The sequence below is a fragment of the Paenibacillus sp. JT31N11 genome (assembly GCF_056269285.1).
The window spans coordinates 1352981-1378965 of the sequence record NZ_JBWDNQ010000001.1; the positions used below are offsets into that span (position 1 = coordinate 1352981).

Sequence of the window (25985 nt, forward strand, 5' to 3'; positions counted from 1 at the left end):
AGGAGGGCTCGTCCCATTGACCTGGTGGAAGAACAATAACTTGCGGATGATTCAAAACAACCTGCGGGAATCCGATGCCAACTTGAATGTCGACCGATTAATGGATGATCTGAACCGCTTATCGGCAAATGTGCTCATGCTGAATGCAGGCGGTATCGTGGCTTTCTATCCGACTCAGCTCGAGTATCATTATCGCGCGGCCGGCCAGAACAAGGATTTGCTCCGGGAAGCCATCGAGAAGACCCATGCCAACGGCATGAAATTCATCGCGCGTTTCGATTTCAGCAAAGCGCATGAAACGATTTACGAGAGACAGCCGGACTGGTTTTACCGAACGCGGGCAGGCGAGGCAGTGAATTATCACGGTATCGTCCATACCTGTGTGAACGGCTACTACCAAAGGGAATATTCGCTCAAGATTCTTGACGAGGTTCTATCCAATTACGAGGTGGACGGCATCTTCTTCAACATGTTCGGCTATCAGACATGGGATTACAGCGGCACGCAGTATGGGGCCTGCTATTGTGACAATTGCCGATCGCGGTTCAGGGATCTATACGGATTGGAGCTGTCTGCACCGGATGATCCGGGAAATCTGAAATATCGGGAATTTCAGGAAATGACGACAAAGTCGATGCTTAACAGCATCTACGATCTGGTCCAAAGCAAGAATAGGGATATTGCCATATCAACCTATCATGAGCATAAGGTCGATATTGTCCGCAAGGAATCGAATACCGAAATTGGCCGACCTTATCCACTGTGGCCGTATTCCGCTTCCGAGAACGTCAAATCTCTCGAGGATTCCTGGGATGACAAGCTGGTCAGCAACTGCTGTATCAATGCTGTCGGGCTGGTGCACAGATTTACGGGCGTATCCGCGCATGAGGTCAATATTCGTTTGAAAGAGAGTCTCGGCAGCGGATCAGGATTGGACTTCTGCATTATCGGCGCGTTCGAGGATTATCCGGACCGCCATAATCTGAATACGGTCGCGGAGATCTTCAAGTATCACCGGGACAACGAGCAGTACTACGGGCGTTTCTTGTCCGTCGCCGACGTTGCTTTGATAAAGCCGGGGAAGCATTCCCCGGAAAACGGAAATGAGTATTTGGGATTATTCAAGATGCTGAAGGAACGCCACATCCTGTTCGATGTGGTCCATCAACATGCATTAGCGGAAAGAGGGGAGGATCTGAAGCGTTACAAAGCGGTTGTCATCCCCGGTATTTCCGAAATGTCCGAACTGGAAATGCAGCTGCTGACGAATATGCATCTGCAGGGCGTATGCCTGATTGCAACCGGCGGTTCCTTTACCGAGGGCGATGAAAACCGGGCTTTTTTGCGGCGGATATTTGGGGTCATTCCCGAAAGCCTTCAACTGATCCAGAAAGAATCGGCCTATCTGTTTACGGAGGATAAACAAGTGTTCAAGCGCTTTACGGAACGCGACTGGATTTTTCTGGGGGAGCAATTCTATCGGGTCGAATTGGAACCGGATGTCGGCCGCCAGCTTCCTTATGTGGATTCCTCCACGTTCGGTCCGCCTGAACGCGCATTCGGGCACCAAATTACAGGCCAATATTACGGGGCAGGGCTGAAGAAAGAGGAGCTGCGCAAGTCCGCTTATATCCCTTGGCAGCCGGGGCAGCTCTACTATAATCACGGGTTCGCCGATCATAAGCAAATTGTGCTGGATATTCTTGACCATATGACGGAAACGCCTTGGGAACTGGAAACGAACGCACCGCAGAATGTTGAAGTTTTTTTCAACCGTTTGGATGCGCATACCTGCATTTTGCATGTATTGAATCTGTCAGGCTTCAATGGCGTCACCTATTTCGATCCATTGCCTGTTTCGGGCATGCATGTGAAGCTTGCCAATATGGGCCCGATCTCTGAAACGACCAATCTGGCCGGCCAGGCTGCCGTTTATTTCGACAATGGAGCCGGCGGAGAAGCCACGGTTCATTTACCGACATTGACCGACTTCGCGGCGATACTGATCAGGACTGCTGCTGAGCAGTGAACAAGCCGATCCGTTCTTTTAGGGACTGGCAAATAGCATAGGGGAGGCGTCTTATATGTCGAAAGGAACCGATAGCAGCTTGTGGTGGCGCAAGCCTATAAGAGTCATCCAACCCAACCTGCAGGTGAGAGATACGGCGAGGATTGACCCGGGAAAACTGGTCCGTCAATTAAAGGAGCTGGGGGCAAACGCCATTGTTTTTAATGTCGGGGGAATATATGCCTGGTATCCCAGCCAGGTTCGTTATCATGTAAGGAATGAATATTTGAGTGAGGACCGGGACCTCCTTCAAGAGGTAATCGATGCCTGCCGGGAGCAGGAGTTGAGATTTGTTGCCAGATTTGACTTCGGCAAGGCGGAAGACAGCGTTTATTTGCAAAGACCGGAATGGTTTGCAAGGCAGCAGGACGGAAAACCAAATTATATCGGTGTTTTTCGTCCGGGCGGATGGCCGCTGCTCCTGCACACCTGCATCAATGGCGGGTACAGAGGTAACGAGGTTGCGGTTCAGGTCCTGCAGGAGGTGCTGGATCATTACGCGGTAGACGGGATTTTTCTGAACGCACCGAATTATACGACGTGTTACTGCCATGAGTGCAAGCAAAAATATACTGCTCTATACGGCGAACAATTGCCTGATGATGTTTCGCGGTTTGCCCAGGATTGGGCTGCCCGTTGTTATCACGATAACCTTTCCTTGTTACGTGCGGCGATTAAGAGCAAGAACGCGGAAATGCCGCTTATTTTATATTATCAACTATCCCGGGAGGAATCGATTCTCGACCGGTCACCCTTGGCAGACATCATGTGCACCGAACCGCATGATGTATTGTCCCGCGGCAGGAGCAGCCTTCCCGAGTGGTGTAATCCTGCGCTTTCGGTAAAGCTGGGCAGGACGATGGAAGGGCTGCCGAGTCCATTCGGGATTATTCATACCTCTCCCGGAATGGATTGGCGTCATACCGGCCTGCCGCCAGCCGAGCACAGGTTCTGGATGTCGCAGGTTCCGGCGAATGGCGGCCATATCTGGCATTCCTTGACGGGAATTCCCGATACCATTGCCGACAAACGTATTCTTCAATCCGTAGCTGCGATCAATCATGCAGCCGCCGTCATTGAGCCATACATGGAGGATGCCAAACCGCTCTACGAGCTGGCACTGGTCTGGAATGATGATCCATCTGGAGAAGGATGGTCCGATGCCTTGATGCAGAAGCATTTCTTGTTCGATCTGCTGATTCCCGGCCATATCTCCAAAGCCCGCTTGTCGAAATATGCAGCGGTCATTATTCCGGAAGGAACGAGCCTCTCCGAGAAACAAGCGGCACACCTGTCCGGCTATGCAGCCGGGGGCGGAAATCTTGTCCTGGAAGGTCATCATCCGGATGAATGGAAGGAAATGCTGCGTCTTCAGGGCTCGCAAATGAGCGAAGAGCTTGCAGCAGCCTATATCCGTCTGGACGGAACTGCCAATCCCCTGAGACGGGGTCTGGAAGATACCTCGCTAATCCCGCTTCGAGGCCGGGTAACGTACTGCCGGCCAGGCAGAAATACGCAGGTATTAGCGACGCTGGTCCCCCCTTTCTCTCCTTTGGAGAGTGTAGGCGCTCCGCCGGAGAGAGCTTCCCTGCCCGAGGAGAAAACGGATATTCCCTTGGCGATGCTGAATCCATACGGACAGGGAAACATCATGTACTTTCCATTTTCCCTGGGGCAGCTGTTGAGGCAGTACGGGCTGCCTGACCACCATACCTTGCTGTCAAACACGTTAATCATGCTGCTGAAGGATAAGCCGGTCATTGAAATCCAGGATGCCGAAGGGGTGCAGGCAAGCGTCTTCCAAAAGCATAATGATTACCTGATACATTTGGTGAACGGTACCGGACGGCGGCCGTTGGCTTCTTGTGTTCAGCTTCATGATGTAGCCGTTTCCTTTGCTCTTCCCTTTGACCGGGAGGCCAAGCAAGTTAAGAAGCTTCTGTCTGCAGGCGATGCTGAATGGAGACAAGAGGGGAACAGGGTAAGGATAAAGGTGGATCTTCTGAAGACATGGGAATGTATTCATGTTTCCACAATGGAAGCATAAAGCTCCGAAATCTCTTGGCGCAGAGGAGGAATAAACAAAAATGACCACCCGCAGCAAAAAAATAATAGATTGCGACGTACATGTGGCTCCTCAGCATGTGGGTGAAATACGAAAGCATCTCGATCCGAAATGGCATTGGCGGCCCCTGACAGGCGGCCGGGATTTGTTCCGCCATCCTACTTACGTGGACCGGACGGACGCAGCGCCTCCAAACGGGCTGCCGACAGGTTCCGATCCGGAGTTTCTGCGCAAGCAGTTAATTGATGAATACGGGATTACCCATGCGATTCTGCTGCATCGTTCTTTCGGCAACCCGATGCCCTTCGTGGAGTTTGCGACCGCCAAGGCAAGCGCCTATAACGATTGGGTCGCAGAAACATGGCTCGGAAGATACAACGCCGACGGCGTATTCAAGGGCTCGATTCAAATATCCCATCAAGATCCGGCCGCATCCGCACGGGAAATTGAGAGATGGGCGGGACATCCCCATATGGTGCAAGTGCTGTCTGATTCAGGAGCGCGGGCTCCATACGGGAATCGGATGTACGATCCCATCTATGAGGCCTGCCAAAAATATGATTTGCCGTTTGCGACGCATGTAGGGACGGATGGCATGGGCATCAATCTTCAGGCATCCGTCGGTTATCCGTCGCATTATATCGAATGGAGCACCGCTCACTCGATCGGTTACCAAACCCATCTGATCAGCATGCTGATTGAGGGCGTGTTCGAACGGTTCCCCCGTCTGCGGGTAGTGCTCGTTGAAGGAGGAGTATCGTGGCTCCCCGCCTTGCTTTGGAGACTGGATACGCTGTATCGGCAATACCGCAATGAAGTTCCATGGCTGAAGCGGAAACCAAGCGAGTATATCCGCGATCATGTACGCATCACTTCCCAGCCGCTGGAGAGACCCGACGACGACCGGCATCTTCTTCGAATGCTGGAGCTGGCGGATGCCGAGCATATTCTGATGTTTTCCAGCGATTATCCGCATTGGGATTTCGACAGTCCCCGCCTGGCCTTTCCCAAGCTTCCCGAGGCGCTGCACCGGCGGATCTTCTACGAAAACGCCAAGGAGTTCTACAAATTATAGGACCGAATGGAGGCAGTGCCAATGGAAATCATAGATTGCGATGTTCATGTCTATCCGCGGAATGCGGAGGAAATCAAGCGATATTTGCCGCAGCCGTGGAAACACCGGTTTCATATATGGAACAACGCCTACTATGCGGAGAAGGTGGAAACAACCCGAACGGTACCCCCGAATGGTGCAGGACCGGGAACAGATCCGGATTATCTGATCCGGCAGCTAATCAAGGAGGAAGGTGTTGCACAAGCCATTCTCCTGCCACGGGCAAATGTATCCATCCATCACGATCCCGATCAGGCCGCCATGGAGGCAAGCGCTTATAATAACTGGCTCAGCGACACCTGGTTGACTTCGCATAATCCGGATGGCGTGTTCAAGGGCTCGATCACGATCGCGCATCAGGATCCCGCTGCTGCAGCGAAAGAGATTGAAAAATGGGCAGACCATCCGCATATGGTACAGGTCATCATGGATACGGGAGCGCGCGCTCCGTTCGGCCAAAGACATTATTATCCCATTTATGAAGCATGCGCCCGATATCGTCTGCCGCTTGCGGTCCATCCAGGCACAGACGGCATGGGAGTCAACATTTTGGCATCACAGGGATATCCATCCCACTTTCTGGAGTGGTATGCAGGATTTTCGCTGTCGATGCAGGTGCATCTGCTCAGTTTGCTGACGGAAGGCGTATTCGAGCGTTTTCCTGAATTGAAGATGATATTTGTAGAAGGCGGCATTGCCTGGCTTCCGGCATTGATGTGGCGTCTCGATCAGGAATATAAGGGGCTTCGATCGGAAATTCCCTGGACGAAGCAAATGCCGAGCCTGTATTTGAAGGAGCATGTCCGTTTTACGACGCATCCTCTGGAGCGTCCCGAGAAGGACGGGGATTTGACGGATGTGCTGGCCATGATGGATTGCGAGGACCTGCTCCTCTATGCAAGCAATTATCCGCATCAATACTGCGCATCTCCCCGGGATTTGCATTTTCTGCCCGAGACGTTCAAGCCCAAAATATTTGCCCAAAATGCAAAACAATTGTACCGCTTGTAAGCGGAAAAGAAACAAGCCAGGCTCCATAAGGGGGGAGATCAATGGGAAGACATAAGGTGTGCTTGGTCAAGGAGCTGCCTTCGGGAATGAGCAGAATCGAGAGAATCGAAAACCGCTCGATAGGGTTATACAATATAAAAGGCGAATTTTACGCGATTCGCAACAGCTGCCCTCATCAGGGCGCGGAATTGTGCCAAGGGAAAATCCAGGGCATGATGCTGCCCTCAGATCCCGGCGAGTATCTGTATGGCAGGGAAGGCGAAATCGTCCGCTGCCCTTGGCACGGCTGGGAATTCGATATCAAGAATGGCAAATCCGTATTCGATCCGTTTCGCTGCCTGGTCAAAACCTATGCAGTGGAGGTTGCAGGGGAGGATGACGAGACAAGTCCCGGCGTGGAAACCTTTCCGGTCGAAGTTGATTCGGGTTGGATCGTGGTAATCGTATCGTAACTTGGGGCCAGGGTCGAATGACCTGATCAGCTTTGGAAAATAAAGGAGATGTAACCAATATGACAGATGAAACGGCCACGGAAACTCCTTGGTATCGGCGGACCTTGCGGTGGGGGCAGACCAATTTTACGGAAATGGACCCCGGCCTCATCGACATGGACATGTGGAAAGAATATTGGCGTGAAACGCGGGTTCAGGGGCTTATTGTCAACGCGGGAGGCATTGTCGCTTATTATCCCAGCTCCTTTGACTTGCAGTACCGGGCTCAAGGTCTGGGCGACCGGGATTTTTTCGGCGAGTTTACATCTGCAGCCAGAAAAGAAGGATTGACCGTTCTGGCCAGAATGGATGTAAACAGGGCGACTAAAGACTTCTATGATAAGCACCCCGACTGGTTTGTGGTGAATGCCCAGGGTGAACCTCATACTTCCAACGGCCGCTATTTTTCCTGTGTGAACAGCGCTTATTACAAGGAATACATTCCTCAGGTGCTGCGGGAGATTATCCGCCTTTATCAACCTGACGGCTTTGCCGATAACAGCTGGACCGGCGTCAACCGGCAGATTATTTGTTTTTGCGATAATTGCAAACAGAAATTCAAGAAGGAGTATGGACATGATCTTCCGCTGTCGCAAGATTGGGATGATCCTGTTTACCGGAGCTGGGTCAAGTGGAGCTATAGCTGCCGGACGGAAAACTGGGACCTGTTCAATAAAGCCGCTCAGGAAGCGGGAGGCCCTCATTGTTTATGGCTGGGGATGGTTCACGGCAGCCCGATCAACTCTCATTCCTTCTGCGATTTGAAGGTCATCGGGGAACGATCCAGAATTGTCATGTGCGACCATCAGTCGCGGGATGTTCTGAACGGGTTTGAAATGAACGGACTGAGCGGTAACCTTCTTCACACGCTTGCAGGCTGGGATAATGTAGTTACGGAAAGCATGGCCAGTTATTTGCGCGGACCGCATATGTTTCGAAAAGCAAGCAATCCGCCGAAAGAAACCCGAATGTGGATGATCGAGGGAATCTCCGGCGGCATTTCACCCTGGTATCACCACATCGGCGCTGTCCATGAGGACAAGCGCCAATTTGACAATGCTCCTCCAGTCATGCAATGGCATGAGGCGAATGAAGAATATTTATATAACCGCCTGCCGGCAGCAAATATCGGGCTTGTTTGGAGTCAGGACAATACGGATTTCTACGGCCGGGATGACGTTAAGGAGAAGATCGCGCTCCCATGGAGCGGATTCGTGAAGTCCCTGACCCGCGCAAGGATTCCTTATGTGCCGGTTAACGCCGATCATATCGCAAGGGACGCGCAAGGCCTGGATGTCCTGATTTTGCCGGACTTAGCGGCAATGACCGATGAGCAGTGCCAAGCTGTCCGGGAATTCGTGGAAGCCGGCGGAAGCCTCGTATTTACCGGGGCCACCGCGACACTGGACCAGTGGGGTGAAACAAGAAGTGAATTTCCGTTGGAATCCATAACCGGGATGAAGCATCTCCATCAGATAGAGGGAAATTCAGCAAGCAAGCCTTTTAATCTGGAGGTTTATGACGGTCATAATTATTTGAGATTGCCCGATGACCGGCATCCGGTGATCCAAAGCTTTGAAAACACGGCAATTCTCCCGTTTGGCGGAAAAGTCCATATTGTACAAACAGGTGCGCAAATGGAAAGCGTCGCTGCCTATATCCCGGGTTTCCCCATCTACCCGCCTGAATTTAGCTGGATGAGGGAGTCCGGATCCAATATTCCAGCCATGCTTGCCGGAGAGCATGCCGCGGGAGGACGCCTGTTTTACTTCGCGGGAGATGTGGACCGTTGTTACGGCCGCTTGCAAATACCGGACCTGGGCGATCTTTTGTCCAATGCGGTTAAATGGGCAGCAGCCGGTACTATTCCGCTCAAGGTGGAGGGACCCGGTTATCTGGATTGCAAATTATATCGCCAGAATGAAAGATTGATCCTTCATCTGGTCAATCTTAGCGGGACTAATCAGACGCTCGGCTATCTGGAGGAAAACCTCCCTGTAGGTCCGATCTCGGTTTCTATCAAAGTTGATGATATCGTTCCGGGCCGCGCAAGCTTGAAGGTCCGGAATATAAGTGTAAAACCCGAAATAAAGGATTCCTGGGTTACGTTCCAAATCGATTCGATAACCGACCATGAACTTATAATATTGGATTGAGCCTTGGCGCATATTTCACTGCAAAGAGCTGTCCCCCAGCCATGAAGCGGCTGGGGGACAGCTCTTTTGCTGATTCTTGGCTTATTCCCATACAATTAATTCATGCATATGCAGGGAATCGATTCGGATTTTCGCCCAGCCATTCCGGATTTCAGGCTTTATTATCATGCCGCTCACCCTGAGTGCAGCGTGAACCGGGGTAAAGCCAGCCAATTTGATGGAAACCTCTATGGGGCCAACCGGCAGAACTTCTTCCAGATACCCTGGATTCCGGCTGCCGCTGAGATTAACCAGATGGAGCATTCGCCTGCCTTCCTGGCTGTACAGCTTGCAGTCCAGGTAGCCCGGGCCTTCGACTGTGAAGGGAGTTTTGTCGCCGGCTGCCCACTTCACCGCATTGGCAAGCAGATCGCCAAGGTCCGGCAGACGCGACAGACCATAAATGCGATCTACGTCTCCGGCAAAATAGAAGATGCGTCCGCCTGCGGGATGCTCCCCCGCCAGCATGGCCGGAATGTCTGTGCGCGGCTCCCTCATCCAGCTGAACTCCGGCGGATAGATGGGATAGGAGGGGATATAAGTCGCAAGCGCCTGCAGCATCCCGTTCGACTCTACGCGCCGGATTGTTCCTCCGAATGGGAGAATGGCTGTCTTCTCGAAGCCCTTCAGCACGGCATGGCGTTCCTCCGGCAGCCGGAAATAATTATGCGCTTCATGAAACTCCCAGCTGCCGCTCAGGTTTCCCGCGCCGCCCTTGGCCTTATCCAGCAGCGTAACGCCGGTAATCTCCTGCAGCGGGAAGTATTCCCGCAGTTCCCCCCATTCGTCGAGCGTGCCGGATGCGCCCGTAATGACCAGACTGCCCCCGGCTGCCGCAAAATCCCTGATCGCCTCATACTGCGAATCGGTGATTACCGCCAGATCGGGAAGGATCAACACATCCAGACCATCCGCATCTCTGGCAATATGGTCGGCATGTACAGGCACGAACGGCAGTCTGGCGCGGGTCATCGCCTGGACGAAGCCATGCCAGGGCAGGGCGACCCGTTCCTCGACCTGTTCGCGACCGTAGAATTCCGTATTTTCCTGGCTCCAGACCAGGCCGATATTCGCACAAGGACGCCGGTTGTACAGGTATGCTTCATTATCCTTATGCCATTGCATGACAGGAGGTGCGTTCTCGAACTGGCGTCTGTCCTCCTGCAGGGCGCCGACGTGATGGTACCAGGGAGAAATGCCCCCTGCAATTCCATCGATCATCCACAAGCGGGATTCCGCCGGCGGATTGCTGCCCTGACGGAACGTACGGACCCCGCGAACATAATTGGACATGCTCTCGGGAATGACGGTATCCCAGCCCGCAAGGTTATGAAGCAAATGGCCATTGAGGCCGTTCTGCTCGAATCCCGTATTCCCATCCCGGGACTGGTGGTCGCACATGATGATTTTCGAGCGCTTTCCTACCTCCTTCAGATCGCAGAAAGCAGTATGAGGGTTGAACGGATCGGCATTGAACATGCCCAGCCACAAGCAATCGGGTCCGCCAAACTCATGTGTGATCCTGTTGAACAAATCCCAGTTCTCGATGCGGCAATTATAACTCCATCTGATCCACTGCCGGTATGCGGGATCGTTGTAATCGGATGCGGAAGGAAGGTCAAGTCCCGTCTCCGCTTTAAATTTCGTCTTGCAGCTGCCGCAGCGGCAAATGATTTTGCGGGACGCTCCGGTCCAGCTGTTGTCGGTGAAACCGTCGGGACGATAGTTTGCTATAATCTCCTTCAATACCTCAGGGATATAGTCCTTGTAATAACCGCTGTTCACACAGGAGATGTAACGCCCGTTTGATTGCACCGGCTCTCCCTTGTCGTTGACGACAAACCAGTCCGGATGGGCGTCATAGAAATCCTGGGTAGCCCGGTTAATATCCATTCTGGCCAGCACGGCCAGACCGGCTTGTCTGGCCTCCGCGACGAATTCTCCCAATAAATCGCGGTCTCCGAGACCTTGAGCCCGATATTGAAGAGTGAAGGAGCTGGGATAATAAGCGACGATGCCGCCTGCATTGACAATAACGCCCTGTACGCTCGTTTGCTCCCAGTATTCCTTCCACCACTCCTTGTCCCAGTTGACAGGGTCCATTTCCGTCAGGTTCGTTTGTCCCCATCTAAGAGTGCGCTCATACCAAGGCTTTTTTGCATCGGGCATTGTCTGCTTATTGTTTTCCATTGTCATGGTCATCCGTCCTTTCGAGTCCGCTTGTACAAATCAATGATTTGGAATTTGTAGGAATTGATTTGAATTCGCTTTCACCCTTTATTTTAAATCGGAAATAGGGGAATATCTATTAACGATCAAGCTATTTTTTGTATAATTCAATGCTGGCTATGGAGTCAGCATTTATAGCGGCCGATGAATGATTGCGTTATACTAGATAAAGAGTTTTCAGGAGGCGTTGTTCGTGTTCAAGCTGCATACTTGCTACATTTTTCAGGATAATCAACAAGACTGGCATATGGAGCCTTCCCAGGTCGCGCTGAACGTACTGATTTATATTTCGGAAGGCAGCTTGACCTATTGGGTCAATGGGGACACGATCCATCTGAAGAAAGGCGATGTGTTGTTTATTCCGGCCGGGTCGGTGCGTGGCGGGGAAGCGGCATCCGGTGCAGGCCATCAGCGGTTTGCAACCCATTTCAGCCTGAGCGGGGATGACAATAGTGAACTGCTGCCTTTGCTCAAAAGCGGGAAGTGGCTAAAGACCAGGGTACATGGAGAGGACTATTTCAAGCAGCGGTTCTCGCTTCTGAACCATCATTCGCTGATGGAGGGAGCTTATCAGGAATTGCTATGTCACGCCATCCTGCTGGAAATGCTGATCATTATGAATCAGGACCACGAGCGCAGGCAGATTCCGGTCAAAAAGCTCATGCTTGTCGAGGAGCTCAAAAAATATATACAGCACAACTACAGGAAGGCCATTACGTTAACCGAGCTTTCGCATGTGATCGACCGCTCTCCGAGCTATATCACCAACTTGTTCAAAGAGGTGACGGGAGCTGCTCCCATTGAATACCTTCATTATATAAGGATCTCGAAGTCAAAGGATTTGATGCTGTCCGATCCGTCCATCCTGATCAGAGAGGTTGCCGAATTGACCGGTTTTTGCGATCAGGCTTATTTCAATCGTATTTTCAAAAAAGTGACGAGTGTCACACCCACCCGGTTTTTAACCGAGCTGAGAATATACAAGGGATAATTTGAGAGCTGTTCCAGATATTCATGGCCCTCAAATTTGACGGAATAAAGGGATCTTGACAATAAGAATTGCCCTGACTATACTCAGATTGAACGTTCGGTCTTTTATTTTGCAAATGATTTTTTATGGAGGAACGCGATATGTTTGAGAGATATAATAAGGTGCAGAAAGCTGTTCTGGAGACAACCCTGCGAATTATTAATGAAAAAGAGCTGCAGGCGACCTCGATGTCTCTCATTGCCAAAGAATCAGGGGTATCGACCGGAAGTATTTATCACTATTTCAGCAGCAAGGAAGATATCATCAATGAATTATTTAAAGGCATTGTCATGTTTAACGGGGAAGCCGTAATGAAGGGTGTCCATGAGCTTGATAGCGTTCAGGAGAAATTTCAACGGGCATGGATAAATTATTTTCGGCTCAGCCTGGAATACCCGCTGGGCTTTCAGTTTATTGAGCAGTATTCTTTCTCGCCATATATTTATCAGTCCTCAAAGGATGAAGCCTATAAGGGCGGCTGGTGCGGGCCCATGACGAAAATTTATGCGGAAGCTGTTCAACAGCAATTGTTTATTGATCTCGAACCCAGGCTGATGGTTCAGATGCATATCGGCACCGCAGTTTACACGATTAAAGGGCATCTGCAAAACTATCTCGAGCTGACAGATGATGATATACACAGGATCATTCAATCCTGCTGGAATTCGGTTCTCAAGTAAAAAGAGCGAAAATCAGGGTTTTCAACCTGATTTTTATTGCGATGAATCGATAGGACAGAGTAGAACGAACATTCGATTTAGTTCTTCATATCCGGGAAGCATGAGTATGGAATTGGTGCTCCTTCTTCCAGCCTCCTCCATAAGAAATGCTAAAAATATCTTTAGTCTAGACAATGAAATAAATTGTGTTACTATATAAATGTTAGTTAATTACGTTGTACCCGTAATGATTCTCATAAGGAGTGATAAAAATGGAGGCAACAACATTTGTCTTGTTTGGAGCCACAGGAGATTTGGCCAAGCGCAAAATTTATCCTGCATTATATAATTTGTTCCTTGATGATAAGTTAAGCAAGTCATTCACCATCATTGGTCTCGGAAGAAGAGAATGGTCTGATGAAGCTTTTCAGGCACAAGTCGAGCAGTCGCTGCATACGTTCTCCAGAAGATCAGCTGACGATTCCGCGTCAATCAAGGCTTTTGTCAAAGCTTTCCGCTACAGCGTAATGGATGTGGAACGCATTGAAGATTACCACAAGCTTCTGCAGGTCGTCGAGCAGCGTGAGCAGGAATTGCATTTGCCGGGCAATCGGATGTTCTACTTGTCGGTTGGTCCTGAATTCTTCGGGAAAATAGCAGCAAGCATCCAGGAAAGCGGGCTTGGTTCGGCAAAAGGCTGGAAACGGCTCATCATCGAAAAGCCTTTTGGACATGATTTGAAGTCGGCCCAGGAATTGAATCAGGAATTGGGCAAAGCGTTCAAAGAAGAAGAAATCTTCCGTATTGATCATTACCTCGGCAAGCCTATGGTGCAGAAGCTTGATGTTCTGGAGCAATCCAATCCTGCCCTTCAGGACATATGGACAAATCAATATATTGCCAATGTTCAAATAACAGCCAGTGAAACGGTCGGCGTTGAGGAGAGGGCCGGCTATTACGATCATGTCGGCGCGATCCGCGATATGTTTCAGAACCATATGCTGCAGTTATTAATGACGCTAGGAAAGAATGACGGGCGAATCAGCAAACGTCAAGTGATGGAATCCGTAGAACCTTTACTAAAGGAAAACGTTGTTAATGATGTGGTTCGCGGCCAGTACACTGCCGGCAGCATTCAAGGAAAGCCTGCAGCCGGTTATAAGGATGAACCCGGCATTGATCCGTGTTCGACGAACGATACCTTCGTAGCGGTCCGTTTACGAATCGACGATGTTTTCTGGCGGGATATTCCCATTTATATTCGTACAGGAAAAAGAATGAAGGAAAAATCAACGCGTATCGTGATTGAATTCAAAAAGCCATTCAAGCGCAGCTATTCAGCGCAGGAGCAGACGGCACCGAATCTGCTGATTTTTGAAATTAGCCCGAACGAAGGCGTTACTTTGCAAATAAACCATAAAGATCTGCCAAATAAAGGTGTAACCTCCACCATCCCAGTGGATCTTCATTTCAATCAGAGCGGCAAGCCTGAAGCTTATGAGAATCTGATTTATGACGCTCTGCAGGGAGACCCGACGTTCTTTGCCCACTGGGATGAGGTCGAATTAGCCTGGAAATGGGTTCAGCCCATCCTGGAAGCATTCGATGAGGATCTTGTTCCTCTTCATCACTATCCGGCAGGCACTTACGGGCCGGACGCTTCCGATCTTCTGCTCGCGGAGGATGGCAATCATTGGTGGTTTGACAGCAAGCCCGTTTCCCTCGCTCAAAGGATACCAAGAGAAGCGTATGCCTGACACTCGGACGAACACATCTGTTAATAAGAGCTATGGCAGAATTGCAATGATTTTATGCGGGGATGTATGATTCGGGCAGCATTCCTGCAAAATATCAAGGATGGTTACGTCTGGACCGGAATATCAAAGGATGGACTAATAAGAATCCAGGAAACTTTACAGAAGTGGAACGTGAATTAGCGTTGGAGGTTGTTCGTGTGACGGAGTTAGCAGCGCTGGCATCCGCACCCTGGATGGGCCGGGGGGATAAGATGAACGCAGATGACGCGGCAACTTCAGCGATGCGGCTTATGTTTGATTCTGTATCCATGGCAGGAACCGTTGTAATCGGAGAAGGCGAAATGGATGAGGCGCCGATGCTGTACATCGGCGAGAAGCTGGGTAACGGGCATGGGCCGGAGGTAGATGTCGCAGTCGATCCCCTGGAAGGCACGACACTCGTGGCCAATGGCTTGAACAATGCCCTGGCTGTCATTGCGATCGCCAATAAAGGGAATTTGCTGCACGCTCCGGATATGTATATGGAGAAGCTTGCCGTCGGACCAGCATTGGCCGGGCAGCTCAGTCTGCTCGACCCTGCAGAGACCACTTTAAGAAAAGCGGCTGACATACTGAATAAACAGGTTTGCGATTTGAGCGTTATGATATTGGACCGCGAACGGCATCAAGATCTGATTCATACCTTGCGCGATATCGGAGTACGGATCAAATTCCTGTCGGATGGCGATGTGGCAGGGGCTATTGCGCCTGCATTCGCGGAGACTGGGATCGATATTTATCTGGGCTCTGGCGGCGCGCCAGAGGGTGTGCTGGCTGCAGCAGCATTGAAATGCTTAGGCGGTGAATTCCAGGGCAGATTGATGCCCGAGAATCAAGCGCAATACGACCGCTGCATCGAGATGGGGATTCTGGATCCGCTCAAAGTCCTGTCTATGGAGGATTTGGTCGGGGACGATGATGTGATTTTCTCGGCCACCGGCGTGACGGATGGCGAGTTTCTCAAGGGTGTACGATACCTCCCTGATCAACATGCGGAAACTAATTCGATGGTTATGCGCGCCAAAACGAGAACCATTCGTTTTATCAAGGCGATCCATTATTTGCCGAACAAAAACCTGCAGCAAATAGGAAGCTCTGCAAACATATCAGGTCAGACACCGTAATTAATCCATATAGTTTGGATGAACCGCAATCTCCGTGCGGGGGGCTTGCAGACATAAAAGCGAAAAGCGGCTGAGCAGGGCTACATCCTCCTCAACCGCTTTTTTTCCATAAAGCAGCTGCTTTCATCTCATGGATGGGCCGCGATCCAATCGGCAATTGCCCGGTATTTAGGCGCATTCGCTGCCGGTTGCCCCGTAAATTGCTTGGCGCCCCAAGCTCCGCCCGTCGACCAGGTTCCAGCATTCGTGTAGTGGCTGAAGAGAATGAAATAAGGTGCGAATTTATTCAGCATGTAGGTGTACTCGTTATAAATGTCCGGATTGCCGCTCCACTGGTCGGCATTGACCAGCAGATGCTGTCCGCCCTCATAGGTGCCAAGCGGGACATTATATTTTTGAGCGATCGTCACGGCAGGCAGTACCCGGTCGTTGAACGTTGCATCAATATCCTGATGGAACGCGCTTTGAATATTCGGGCTTGCCCCGTCAAGACCGCTGCCGACATATGGCGCAATGGCAAATAAATCCGCTTTTTGACTAGTCGGGTTCCAGGCGGTGCTGTTGATGACGCTGTTGTAGCTCTGATCGAAAATATCATAGTTGCCGCTGAACGAGGCTACTCTCACGACTCTTGAAGACAATTGGCTGCCGAAGACATTGGCGAACTGCTGCCAGATATGAACTGAGCGGTACAGACTGAATGCGCCGCCCTGATACCATTGATTGGAGCCCGGCAGACCATTGATGACGCCTTGGTCGAGGGTATACTGGAACTGCGTGAATCCCCCGTTCCAGGTCTCATTGGAATATTCGACATACACTTTCAGATTGGCGTTGAGCTTCTGCTTGATGAGCGTTGCGAGCTGCTGTGCATACGAATCGTCTGTCAGATGAGGCAGATTGATCCACATATCCTTATTCGTCCTGTTGCATAGATCGATCATCCATTCGTAGGCGAGACCCGCTTTCATCGGATCACCCGACCCGATATAACCGATATCGCTGTTTCCGGGATCTGTCGGCAGCCTCCGCTGCGACCAGGTCTGGATTTTGGAGTTATTCGTTCCGCCCCAATCCATGAACCGGAGGGTCGAATACGGAGCCAACTCGCTGATAAAGACCGGATTCCAAATATCCGTCCCGCTTGCATACGCGGTCGACCAGTTCACGCTGGTTTTGAATGGTGTTTCTCCACTCCATGAAGCAAGGAACCAGAAATTGGTGCCGATCTTCATCGAGCCAGTACCGCCGCCGCCATTGTTGTCTGTTGTGATGACAAGCTGCGGCTTATTCCCGCTTTCCCGGGACTGGTATTGTTCCCACGTTCCGATATTGGTGCTGAAGCCCAGCGTCAAGGAAGATTGCGATGCGCTGAGCTTGTTTTGAACGGCAGAGGTGACATCGAATTCATAGTAGCCGGTGCCTGTAACCGATTGACTGGCGATTTGCGTTCCGAGACTTGGCTTCGCTCCGCCTTCGTTCCAGCTTTCCGTCGACGCGCCGCTGACGATCAGGGTATGGTTGAGGACATGTGAGGAATGATAAATTCGGACCTTCGCATTCGTTACCGTTCCGGATAAGCCCGTCAAACTGAATTTTGTGAAAATGCTGTTCCATTGACTGGTGTACAAATTCGCATTTGTGCCGGCAGTACCGTCACTTTGTGTATCCGTATCGGCAGAAGGAGTGTTGGTTGTGATCGCAGCCGCCTCCGCGACTGGACCGCCTTGATATAGCGTCATTGAAAAAAGCATGAAGACTATCAGCATGACCATGTACTTTTTGAGCATTAAAATCCTCCTTAATGAGCGGATTTTTATTCAATAAGCGCCTTCACCCCCTTCACCCATTAAGGTATCAAAGTTGGGTGTGGAGCGTACCGCGAAAACGGTCTTCTGCACAGTGCAAAATTGTCGCCAATTTATCCGATTCAAACAGACCGTGACCTAAAATGCCCTGTATAACATCCAGAGCCCAGCGGCAAAATATACATAAAGTGGGTGTATGGCCTTGCTGAAAAAAGAGAACCGAATCGTACTGGCGATCCTAATGCTGCTCTTGATAATCGGATGCCGCAATCCGAAGCCGGAAGAACAGGATTTGATGAGGATCAAATCCGCAGACAAAGACAATCCGAAAAAGGTCATTTTGCTCCTGGTGGATTCCTTGATGCCTGAAGCAATCGACCGGGGAATCCGTCAGCACAAGCTTCCGGCTATTGAATTTCTAATCGAACATGGTCAATATTACCGAGAGCTTGTCAGCTCTTTTCCCACGATGTCCATCACGATCGACAGCTCGCTCATTACCGGAAAATACCCCGATGCTCATCATGTGCCGGGTCTCACCTGGTACTCAGCCGACCTCAAGAAACTGATCAATTACGGGACCGGGCCGATGGAAGTGGCCAGACAGGGAATCAACCCGGTACTGGCCGATGCGTTGATCCATTTAAACGGGAGTCACTTAAACAGCAAGCTGCCCACGATCTATGAGGATTTGGCCGGACAGGGGCTGACATCCGGGTCAATCAACGGGCTGATCTACCGGGGAATGTCTAATCATACAATATCAATTCCGGCATGGGTGCAGGGCCCAACCTCTTTGCCCAGGGAAATTAAGGTGAAGGGACCGGATTTATTGGCCCTGGGTTCATTGTCCAATCCCTTTGAAGGCTCCATCGATCTGCCCGATGGTCTGATCAATAAAATGGGGTTCAATAATGACTTTGCTGTAGAAGCCGTCAAATATTTGATTACATCCAATAAACTGCCGGATTTTTTGTATGTATACCTGCCTGACTTGGACCGCAAGCTTCACCGCAACGGTCCTTCCGAGCAGAATGGGGTCATTAAGGTGGATCAGCAGCTTCAATCCTTGCTTCAGGCATTCGGCTCGCCGGAACAAGCCTTGAAGGACGCGGTCATTATCATTGCCGGCGACAGCGGAATGACCCAGATCCTGCCGGATGCGCAGAATCCGGTAATCAATATCCACAATATGTTTGAAGACGCGAGTGTGTTAAATCCCGGAGAAACCGTGGACAAGGGGATCGACATTGTCCTCGCCGTCAATGAAACAATGGCTTATGTGTATGCCGTACATGCAGACCGTCCGATAAGAGACGTGGCCAAGGGACTACAAAAAGATCCGCGCATCGATCTGATTGCCTGGAAGGAAGAGGGCTGGATATACGCGCAGCAAGGGGCAACCGCCAAACAGCTCCGATTCAAAGCAAACGGAAATCTAACCGATCCTTATCATCAATCCTGGAAGGTCGAGCAGGACAATGAGGTGCTGGACCTGAAGGTGAATGCTGCCGATCATTCCTTGGCTTACGGTGAATACCCCGATGTGCTGAAACGGCTGTCAGGCGCGCTGAATTCGCATCAAGGCGAGTTTCTGGTGGTCACGGCCAAGCCGGGTTACGAACTTGCGGACAGAAGCTCTCCGACGCATATGGGGGGCGGGGGTCACGGCTCAATCCGCAAAAGGGAATCGCTTGTCCCCCTGATCATCAGCGGAACCAATAAGCAGCCGCAATATTTGCGGATGGTTGATGTAAAGGCCTATTTGCTTGAGCTGTTAAAGAAGAAAACGCAAATCAACATGTAGCCCGGGAGGGATTCCCGGGTTTTTGACATTCATTCCCCGGAATCCCCGGGGAATCGAAGCGTTCTTTCGATTGCAATTTCTCAGGAGACATGCTATATTGCTAATTTCGATAATGATGGAATTATTACATCTGATTTTTGAAAGGATGGAATCCATGTCTTCCGATATCCTGCAGCATGTTTCTCATATAACCGCGCTTTTCCCGAGCTTAGCCGATATTTCCATTCAGGATTGGAGCGAAGAGGGGATCGCTATCATGGAGATACAGCCCAATCATGTCATTGACGAAGGCCGGTTTCTGGAGTATGCGGTTCTCATTCTCGAAGGCACGGTAAGAATGTATAAAATCAGCAGCAGCGGAAGAGAGATCACTCTCTACAGAATCAACGGCGGCGAGTGCTGCCCCCTCATGATGGCCAGCATCCTGGGCGAGAGCGAATATGAAGCCTCGGCCTGTGTGGAGAGCCCGAGCGTTGTGCTCGCCATTCCGGTACAGATATTCAGAGATTGGATGGACCGGTACAAAGCTTCAGACAGTTTATTTTCAAAATGTTCGCCAAGCGGTTATTCATTATGTCCAATCTTCTGGACAGCATCAATTTCAAATCCATCCGCGGACGGGTTGCCGAATACCTTGTCCTGATGACAGAGGATGGGAGCGACAGTCTTGCCATAACCCATGATATCTTGTCCGTAGAGCTGGGAACGGCCAGGGAAGTGATCAGCCGGACCTTGAAATCCTTGCAGAAGGAAGGTCTCCTTAACGTGTCCCGGGGGAGAATTTCCGATATCAGACGGGAAGGGCTTAAAGTGTATGTAGAGTAATTGGCTCGTTATGTGACATTGTTACGGATGGCTCTTGTTCAATTTGTTATTATCGTCTTGTGGAAGCGAGATAAACAAATCGAAATGAGAGGAGCCGCTGGTCATGAAAAATGTTGGAGGAGCAGATCGTTTGATTCGCATATTGCTGGGTATCGCATTATTGTCGCTGTTTTATTTTATGCCCGGTTACTGGAAGCTGACCGGTCTTGTTTCGCTGCCGTTCCTGTTCACGGGACTCACGCAAAGATGCGCCATCAATCAACTGCTTGGACGCAATACCTGCAGGATTCGTTAAATCATATCAGGTGAGCGATATGGTTTTCGGGTGCCAGTTGTGTGAGGAAGTATGACAGTCTGTTGTCATACTTCTTCTTATATCATGTTCTCAGTAGTGATTCACATACTTAGCCTGTCAAAGAGGAGGGCGACCTGGAAAGGAGCATATGTTATCTATGGAAATTGAAAAGCTAATTACAGTAAAATCGAGAGAAGATTTGAGGAATTGGTTACAGGAGAATTGTAAGACTGAAAAATTTTGTTGGGTAGTCGTCAGTATGACGCCGAACCCCGATAGTCTGTTATATCTGGACGCGGTCGAGGAATCTTTATGCTTTGGATGGATCGATGGAGTCAAAAAGAAAATATCTGAAACGGGGCTTGCGCAGAGACTGTCTCCCAGAAGTAAAAAGAGTTCATGGACCGAATTGAATAAAGAACGTGTCCGCCGCCTCGAAAAGCTGGGATTAATGCAGGACGAAGGAAGAAAGGTGCTTCCTGACATGGGCAGCGATTCTTTTAAAATAGACAGGGTTATAGAGCAAAGGCTAAAAGAGGATAAGCAAGGATATGAGAATTTTATGGCATTCTCAGATCTTTATAAAAGAGTTCGGATCGACACGATACAAAGCAATATAAATCAGCCGGTATTATTTGAGAGCAGATTAGATAAATTCATAACAAATACTAAAGAAAACAAAATGTACGGTCAATGGCATGATAACGGACGCCTTCTGGATTACTAAGATAAAAAATAATTATTTACCTTAAGGTACATAAATGATATAATAGTCTTGAATAATGGTAAATTAACCCAGAAAAAAAGTCATCGGGAGGAGTGATTCATTTTGCAAACTCTGGCAATCATCGGAGCAGGTCCAGGTCTTGGACTTTCATTGGCCAAGAAATTCGGCAATCATGGTTTTCAAGTTGCGCTGGTGTCGCGAACACAGGAGAAGCTCTATCAATACTGTGAGCAGTTAAAGGAAATGGGAATTGAGGCAGCAGGATTCGCAGCCGATATAACCAATAAGAATCAGCTCCTTCAAGCTTTTCAGCGTATTCATCATACATATGGTTCCATTGATGTCCTGGAATACAGCCCTCACAGCGGTAATATGCCGGTCACCTCGATCCTGGACACGACAGACGAGTCGGTTATTCAAGCTTACAACAATCTGGTTCTCGGGGCTGTCAACAGTGCAAGACAAGTCATACCCGGTATGCTTGAGAGAGGAAGCGGGGCTTTATTGTTCACAACCGATCTGTCGGCGATGAATCCCAGTCCTATCTTCGGCAATGTGGGGATCGCGATGGCTGGCCTGCGGAATTATGTTCTGAATCTTCACGACAAGCTGTCACCGAAGGGGATTTATGTAGGCCATCTCTCTATCAGCCCGTTAATAAGACGAGGAACCAATTTTGATCCTGATTACGTAGCTGAAGCCTGGTACAATCTCTATGAACAGAAGACGGTAAATGAAGAAACTTATCCACAAGGCGTCATGCAGCACTTGAATTAATGATCAGATAGATGGCAAAAAAGAACATCCTCTGCGGCAGCATAACGTGAGGATGTTCTTTTTCTTGTTTCACTGCCAATAAAACATCCAGGCGATCAACTTATTCAAATCGAACGGATGACGGACGATGATGCTCCCCCAGAGAGCGGCACCAAGCGTCGTAATGCTGACAAAAAGCGCTTTATCCTTCTTGCCTGATTGATTGGACCGCATCATCCATATACCGGCTGCCAGAAACAAGATGAATAAAAAAATCATCAGGCTCATGTCGCCGTTTCACTTCCCTGCGAATGATTTGTCTTCCTCAGCCATGAGCATACAATGAGAATGGCGGGGAACGCGATCGCATATAGCGTGTAGTAATTGAATAAGTACTTCTGGATCCAATCGACGTTCTCGACAATGTTTTTGAACAACAGGGAATAGGCGGAAATGATCCATACCAGCGGATAGGCTACAACGGCTCGCTCTTTAATCTGGAACAGCTGGCATATGGCAAGTACCGCGCAGTAAAACAGCAGGCTTAATTTAAGGCAGACAATAAGAAGGATGTTCACGGAAATAATCGATTCCAAGTGCTCGACGAAATTCGTAAACTGCATTTCGCGAAAGATGATAAATACGGGATAGATAAGGTGAGAACTCCGCTCTACTCCAAGAATGCCAATCGTAAAAAAAAAACACATGCTGAGAAGGAGTCCCGCACCCCCGATTCCCGACAGGAATATAACTTTTAACCGGCGCTGGGCAAATGGAAATATCATCATAAAAATGACAGTCTCCATAAAGGGAAACGCAAGCGCATAGCGGGTATGGATGAGCGTGTCCCAAGGATGAAAGACGCCAGGAACGTTGAAATTCTGCCAATCCCATTCTCTGATCATCACCGAGAAGGGAATCCAGAATGCCAGATTAACAATTGGAGCCAAAAACTCGCTCACCATAGCGATGGTTTCGATTCCTTTCACAACCGCATACGCACATACGAGCAGGATCATGATATTGAAGATCGACAGCGGTGTCCGGGGCATCAGATTGATATGCATGAAATCACTGAGGTTGCGCGTTACCCAGGAGGCGACTTGGATGAAGAAAAGGATGTACAGGAGGGAAACCAATCCCCCGGCCCATTTGCCAAGCACTTGGACTGCGATTTGAACAATGCTCATCCCGGGAAACCGGCTGGACAAATACAGCCAGAAGCAGGACAATATCAGGCCGTACAGAGCAGCCCAGACAATTATAAGCCAGCCGTACTGTTTGCCACTCGCAATGAGGCTCCCCGGCAGCAGGATAAACGAGGTGCCGATGATGTATACAAAGGTCAGATTAAATAACTGCCACCCACTCAATTGAGCGTTCTCCATCTATTGGCTCCCTCTATTCTTCAAGATATGGTGTACTGGTGTTCCCGGTCGTTGTCATCCTGGAGCTGACCTTAATCGTGACCTTGGTCTGACGCCATGTCTTTTCCTGGATGCCGAGCATATCCCAGCCTTTTGTTTTGCCCATCTGATCCAATGCGAGCACCCTTTCTTCCAGCTTCCGGTTAAATGCCTCCTCGATTAAATGCAGATTCTGTACGGTCATCTTGCTCGTTTGCTGGTTGTTCAATATTTTCAGGTCGCCAGTAATTTGGAAAGAAAGCTCCGATGCGGGCTTGATCCATTTGCGTTTAACATTTAAATTCTTCGCCGTGACATCTACGTGCTTGCCCTTGATTTCCACAGTTTCTGTCAGTTCTCTGTACTTTTTATTCATGATGAAGAACAGGATCTTTGATTGCTCGTCGATACGGCCAACCATACGGGAATGGATGAGCACGGCTCCTACTTTGAAGCTGATTCCGTCTTCGCTTGCATCGATTTCTTCCACTCTGTCGCTGTTGGAGGAAGGCTTCTCTCCATGATAATGAATGATGGGCAGGATAGTCGGCGTATGAAGATTGATATCCTTGGCCAAGTCTTTAAACCGGATTGGATAAACACTCATACTGAAGTTGGGTTTATATTGATTCGACAAGGCGCGGATAAACCGGCCCGGTACTCTGTCCAAAGGAGTGAAGCTGTTCATGACCGTGTGCATTGGACTATCCGTAATAAAAACAATCAGACTTGACCGGCGTTCGGGGTTAAGTTCGATAAAATTGATCAGATCCAGTATCCCTTCCCGGGCATAGCGTTCGGATATCAGGTAGCTCTGCAGATGGGCCGTAAAAAAGCGCCTTGGCATAGAGGTGCCTGTCTGCTCTGTGAATCTTCCGTGGCTAAAATCCCTAAAGTGATAGGTGTATACAGCAGCTTTCGTCGCAGCGCTTTGTCTGGTTGACAGACCGGTCGGATTAATGACCTGGTAATAGGCGAGAAGGTCACCAGACTCCGGATCCTTATCGACTCCGGCCAGGCTTGCAATCGCAAGTGAATTGATTTCTTTCAAATCCCAGCAGCCGGTACACAACACCAGCATGAGCACAGCGATGAATATAACTCTCATATCAAGGCACCTTCTTATTTATCGACCATCCGTTTTTTGGGAAATCGCTTCATCATAAACCGTGGAACCCGAACCAGCGTATCTTTCCAGTCAGAGAAGACGACGGGGGCCAGTGGGGTGAGATATTTCACGCCAAACGACCGCAATGAAGCGAGATGCACCAGGAGAAAAAAAACGCCGCACATTAAACCGAATAAACCCATTAATCCGGCCAGATTCATAAATGCGAACTGTACGAGTCTCTGGGAAATCCCGAAGCTGTAGTTGGGGGAGACGAAATTGGAGATGGCAGTCAGAGAAACGACAATAACCATTGCAGCAGAGACAAGTCCCGCTTCCACCGCAGCCTGGCCCAGCACAAGCGCTCCCACGATCGATATGGATTGTCCGGCAATCCGCGGCATGCGCAGTCCCGCTTCGCGTAAAATCTCGAAGGTAATGATCATGATCGTAGCTTCGACAAAAGCTGGGAAGGGCACTTCCTCGCGCTGCGCGGCCAAGCTGATTAGCAGTGAAGTAGGAAGCAGCTCCTGATGATAGCTTACCACCGCGATGTAGAGAGCAGGCACGAATATGGAGAGCAGGAAGGCAAGCATCCGCAGCCAGCGCGACAGCGTAGCGATATCCGCCCGCTGATAATAGTCTTCGGGTGAAGTAAAGAGCTGAAAAAAGGTAATCGGTCCGATAAGCACAATCGGCGTGCCATCCGTAACGACTCCGATCTGGCCCTCCAGCAGCTTGGCTGTGAGCGAATCCGGACGCTCCGTGCTGATGAGCTGGGGAAACGGCGACAACGCCGTGTCTTGAATCCATTCTTCGATATAAGAACTCTCCAGAATACTGTCCGTATGAATGGACTTGAGCCGTCTGCGGAATTCATCCACGGTTTGCACCGAAGCGATGTTGTCGATGTAGGTCAGATAGACCTGGGTCTGGGTTTCAGTTCCGATCACCAATTGCTCAAACACCAGATGCTCGGATTTCAATCTTTTTCGGATTAATGCGACATTCCGCTCGATATCTTCGACGAAGCCTTCCCGCGGACCGCGAATGGAGGCCTCTGTTGCAGGTTCGGATACGCTTCGCGCCTGTGCCTGGGCTACATCGTAGCTAAGATAGTACTCGCCGAAGGCAGGAATAAGCAGGCAGTGTCCTTCAAGAAGATTGCGGATGCCTTCAGAGGCTCCCGAGCATTCTCTCGATTGCACCCTGGGTATGAAAGATTTCAACCACTCGATAGGGTCATGCGGCGGTTCCGCCCCCTGACTTCGTACCATTACAGGCTTTAAGATGAATTCGTCAATCTGTTCCGAGGATACGATTGTTGAGATATAGAGGCAGGATAAGCTCAAACCGGAAATCAGCTCGAATTCATGGCTGACAAATCCGGCGATTGTCCGAGCCGTTCCTTAATTTGATCGACGACCTGTCTGCCCGTGTCTTTGAGAATCAGGATGATGCCCTCCTAACC

General features: G+C 49.9%; 22 protein-coding genes. 16 read left to right on the plus strand and 6 right to left on the minus strand.

Features of this window, described 5'->3' with window-relative positions:
• Positions 1-16: 16 nt before the first annotated feature.
• The 6 genes from AC0YNV_RS05950 to AC0YNV_RS05975 are packed head-to-tail and all read left to right on the plus strand — an operon-like array spanning position 17 to position 8905.
• Positions 17-2029: an alpha-amylase family protein gene (locus AC0YNV_RS05950; protein ID WP_475766633.1), complete on the plus strand. Its 2013-nt coding sequence runs from the start codon at positions 17-19 to the stop codon at positions 2027-2029.
• Between the two features lie 55 nt (positions 2030-2084).
• Positions 2085-4115 carry a family 10 glycosylhydrolase gene (locus AC0YNV_RS05955; protein WP_475766635.1) on the plus strand — a complete coding sequence of 677 codons (2031 nt, stop codon included), beginning with the start codon at positions 2085-2087 and terminating at the stop codon, positions 4113-4115.
• A gap of 40 nt (positions 4116-4155) precedes the next feature.
• Complete coding sequence (locus tag AC0YNV_RS05960; protein WP_475766637.1) at positions 4156-5208, plus strand: amidohydrolase family protein; 1053 nt, start codon at positions 4156-4158, stop codon at positions 5206-5208.
• A 21-nt stretch (positions 5209-5229) separates the two neighbouring features.
• On the plus strand, positions 5230-6258 hold the full coding sequence (locus AC0YNV_RS05965) for an amidohydrolase family protein (protein ID WP_475766639.1): 1029 nt from the start codon (positions 5230-5232) through the stop codon (positions 6256-6258).
• Positions 6259-6299: 41 nt separating this feature from the next.
• A complete protein-coding gene (locus tag AC0YNV_RS05970; RefSeq protein ID WP_475766641.1) occupies positions 6300-6710 on the plus strand; it encodes a Rieske (2Fe-2S) protein in 411 nt (136 codons plus the stop codon).
• Positions 6711-6769: 59 nt separating this feature from the next.
• Positions 6770-8905 carry an alpha-amylase family protein gene (locus AC0YNV_RS05975; protein ID WP_475766643.1) on the plus strand — a complete coding sequence of 712 codons (2136 nt, stop codon included), beginning with the start codon at positions 6770-6772 and terminating at the stop codon, positions 8903-8905.
• A gap of 81 nt (positions 8906-8986) precedes the next feature.
• Here AC0YNV_RS05975 and AC0YNV_RS05980 read toward each other — a convergent pair whose 3' ends face one another.
• Positions 8987-11140: an alpha-amylase family protein gene (locus AC0YNV_RS05980; RefSeq protein ID WP_475766645.1), complete on the minus strand. Its 2154-nt coding sequence runs from the start codon at positions 11138-11140 to the stop codon at positions 8987-8989.
• Positions 11141-11366: 226 nt separating this feature from the next.
• Here AC0YNV_RS05980 and AC0YNV_RS05985 point away from each other — a divergent pair, with 226 nt between their 5' ends.
• From AC0YNV_RS05985 to glpX, 4 genes are all read left to right on the plus strand, one after another.
• Positions 11367-12164, plus strand: a complete 798-nt coding sequence (locus AC0YNV_RS05985) for a helix-turn-helix domain-containing protein (protein ID WP_475766647.1) — start codon at positions 11367-11369, stop codon at positions 12162-12164.
• A gap of 140 nt (positions 12165-12304) precedes the next feature.
• A complete protein-coding gene (locus AC0YNV_RS05990) occupies positions 12305-12883 on the plus strand; it encodes a TetR/AcrR family transcriptional regulator (protein WP_210045305.1) in 579 nt (192 codons plus the stop codon).
• Between the two features lie 251 nt (positions 12884-13134).
• On the plus strand, positions 13135-14619 hold the full coding sequence (gene zwf, locus AC0YNV_RS05995; RefSeq protein ID WP_475766650.1) for a glucose-6-phosphate dehydrogenase: 1485 nt from the start codon (positions 13135-13137) through the stop codon (positions 14617-14619).
• 164 nt (positions 14620-14783) lie between these two features.
• Positions 14784-15782 carry a class II fructose-bisphosphatase gene (gene glpX, locus AC0YNV_RS06000; protein ID WP_475766652.1) on the plus strand — a complete coding sequence of 333 codons (999 nt, stop codon included), beginning with the start codon at positions 14784-14786 and terminating at the stop codon, positions 15780-15782.
• Between the two features lie 128 nt (positions 15783-15910).
• Here the strand turns inward: glpX and AC0YNV_RS06005 are convergent, their stop codons facing one another.
• Positions 15911-17572: a CBM96 family carbohydrate-binding protein gene (locus tag AC0YNV_RS06005; protein ID WP_475766654.1), complete on the minus strand. Its 1662-nt coding sequence runs from the start codon at positions 17570-17572 to the stop codon at positions 15911-15913.
• 214 nt (positions 17573-17786) lie between these two features.
• On the opposite strand from AC0YNV_RS06005, the gene AC0YNV_RS06010 reads away from it, so the two are divergent.
• The 6 genes from AC0YNV_RS06010 to AC0YNV_RS06035 all read left to right on the plus strand — a co-directional run bounded on the left by AC0YNV_RS06010 (position 17787) and on the right by AC0YNV_RS06035 (position 22021).
• A complete protein-coding gene (locus AC0YNV_RS06010; RefSeq protein ID WP_475766655.1) occupies positions 17787-19397 on the plus strand; it encodes an alkaline phosphatase family protein in 1611 nt (536 codons plus the stop codon).
• Positions 19398-19551: 154 nt separating this feature from the next.
• Positions 19552-20040 (plus strand): Crp/Fnr family transcriptional regulator, encoded by a 489-nt coding sequence (locus AC0YNV_RS06015; protein ID WP_475766657.1) that lies wholly within the window; start codon positions 19552-19554, stop codon positions 20038-20040.
• Positions 20040-20222, plus strand: coding sequence for a helix-turn-helix domain-containing protein (locus AC0YNV_RS06020; RefSeq protein WP_475766659.1), 183 nt, complete (start codon positions 20040-20042; stop codon positions 20220-20222). Before AC0YNV_RS06015 ends, AC0YNV_RS06020 begins: the two co-directional genes overlap by 1 nt.
• A gap of 103 nt (positions 20223-20325) precedes the next feature.
• Entirely contained in the window at positions 20326-20517 is a 192-nt protein-coding gene (locus tag AC0YNV_RS06025; RefSeq protein WP_475766661.1) for a YgaP family membrane protein, read from the plus strand.
• A gap of 157 nt (positions 20518-20674) precedes the next feature.
• Positions 20675-21244 carry a YdeI/OmpD-associated family protein gene (locus AC0YNV_RS06030; protein WP_475766663.1) on the plus strand — a complete coding sequence of 190 codons (570 nt, stop codon included), beginning with the start codon at positions 20675-20677 and terminating at the stop codon, positions 21242-21244.
• 102 nt (positions 21245-21346) lie between these two features.
• A complete protein-coding gene (locus tag AC0YNV_RS06035) occupies positions 21347-22021 on the plus strand; it encodes an SDR family NAD(P)-dependent oxidoreductase (protein WP_475766665.1) in 675 nt (224 codons plus the stop codon).
• 69 nt (positions 22022-22090) lie between these two features.
• Here AC0YNV_RS06035 and AC0YNV_RS06040 read toward each other — a convergent pair whose 3' ends face one another.
• The 4 genes from AC0YNV_RS06040 to AC0YNV_RS06055 are packed head-to-tail and all read right to left on the minus strand — an operon-like array spanning position 22091 to position 25908.
• Positions 22091-22288, minus strand: a complete 198-nt coding sequence (locus AC0YNV_RS06040; RefSeq protein WP_475766667.1) for a hypothetical protein — start codon at positions 22286-22288, stop codon at positions 22091-22093.
• On the minus strand, positions 22285-23388 hold the full coding sequence (locus tag AC0YNV_RS06045) for a GerAB/ArcD/ProY family transporter (protein WP_475766669.1): 1104 nt from the start codon (positions 23386-23388) through the stop codon (positions 22285-22287). Before AC0YNV_RS06045 ends, AC0YNV_RS06040 begins: the two co-directional genes overlap by 4 nt.
• Positions 23389-23401: 13 nt before the next feature.
• The gene (locus AC0YNV_RS06050; protein ID WP_475766671.1) at positions 23402-24514 is read right to left on the minus strand and encodes a Ger(x)C family spore germination protein; all 1113 of its coding nucleotides are present in this window, start codon (positions 24512-24514) and stop codon (positions 23402-23404) included.
• Between the two features lie 14 nt (positions 24515-24528).
• On the minus strand, positions 24529-25908 hold the full coding sequence (locus AC0YNV_RS06055) for a spore germination protein (RefSeq protein WP_475767311.1): 1380 nt from the start codon (positions 25906-25908) through the stop codon (positions 24529-24531).
• Between the last annotated feature and the right edge of the window lie 77 nt (positions 25909-25985).

Bases quoted from the DNA above. Each gene is read 5' to 3' on its own strand.
- AC0YNV_RS05955 (WP_475766635.1), top strand. From the start codon at position 2,085: ATGTCGAAAGGAACCGATAGCAGCTTGTGGTGGCGCAAGCCTATAAGA.
- AC0YNV_RS05960 (WP_475766637.1), top strand. From the start codon at position 4,156: ATGACCACCCGCAGCAAAAAAATAATAGATTGCGACGTACATGTGGCT.
- AC0YNV_RS05965 (WP_475766639.1), top strand. From the start codon at position 5,230: ATGGAAATCATAGATTGCGATGTTCATGTCTATCCGCGGAATGCGGAG.
- AC0YNV_RS05970 (WP_475766641.1), top strand. From the start codon at position 6,300: ATGGGAAGACATAAGGTGTGCTTGGTCAAGGAGCTGCCTTCGGGAATG.
- AC0YNV_RS05975 (WP_475766643.1), top strand. From the start codon at position 6,770: ATGACAGATGAAACGGCCACGGAAACTCCTTGGTATCGGCGGACCTTG.
- AC0YNV_RS05980 (WP_475766645.1), bottom strand. From the start codon at position 11,140: ATGACAATGGAAAACAATAAGCAGACAATGCCCGATGCAAAAAAGCCT.
- AC0YNV_RS05990 (WP_210045305.1), top strand. From the start codon at position 12,305: ATGTTTGAGAGATATAATAAGGTGCAGAAAGCTGTTCTGGAGACAACC.
- zwf (WP_475766650.1), top strand. From the start codon at position 13,135: ATGGAGGCAACAACATTTGTCTTGTTTGGAGCCACAGGAGATTTGGCC.
- AC0YNV_RS06005 (WP_475766654.1), bottom strand. From the start codon at position 17,572: ATGCTCAAAAAGTACATGGTCATGCTGATAGTCTTCATGCTTTTTTCA.
- AC0YNV_RS06010 (WP_475766655.1), top strand. From the start codon at position 17,787: ATGGCCTTGCTGAAAAAAGAGAACCGAATCGTACTGGCGATCCTAATG.
- AC0YNV_RS06015 (WP_475766657.1), top strand. From the start codon at position 19,552: ATGTCTTCCGATATCCTGCAGCATGTTTCTCATATAACCGCGCTTTTC.
- AC0YNV_RS06020 (WP_475766659.1), top strand. From the start codon at position 20,040: ATGACAGAGGATGGGAGCGACAGTCTTGCCATAACCCATGATATCTTG.
- AC0YNV_RS06025 (WP_475766661.1), top strand. From the start codon at position 20,326: ATGAAAAATGTTGGAGGAGCAGATCGTTTGATTCGCATATTGCTGGGT.
- AC0YNV_RS06030 (WP_475766663.1), top strand. From the start codon at position 20,675: ATGGAAATTGAAAAGCTAATTACAGTAAAATCGAGAGAAGATTTGAGG.
- AC0YNV_RS06040 (WP_475766667.1), bottom strand. From the start codon at position 22,288: ATGAGCCTGATGATTTTTTTATTCATCTTGTTTCTGGCAGCCGGTATA.
- AC0YNV_RS06045 (WP_475766669.1), bottom strand. From the start codon at position 23,388: ATGGAGAACGCTCAATTGAGTGGGTGGCAGTTATTTAATCTGACCTTT.
- AC0YNV_RS06050 (WP_475766671.1), bottom strand. From the start codon at position 24,514: ATGAGAGTTATATTCATCGCTGTGCTCATGCTGGTGTTGTGTACCGGC.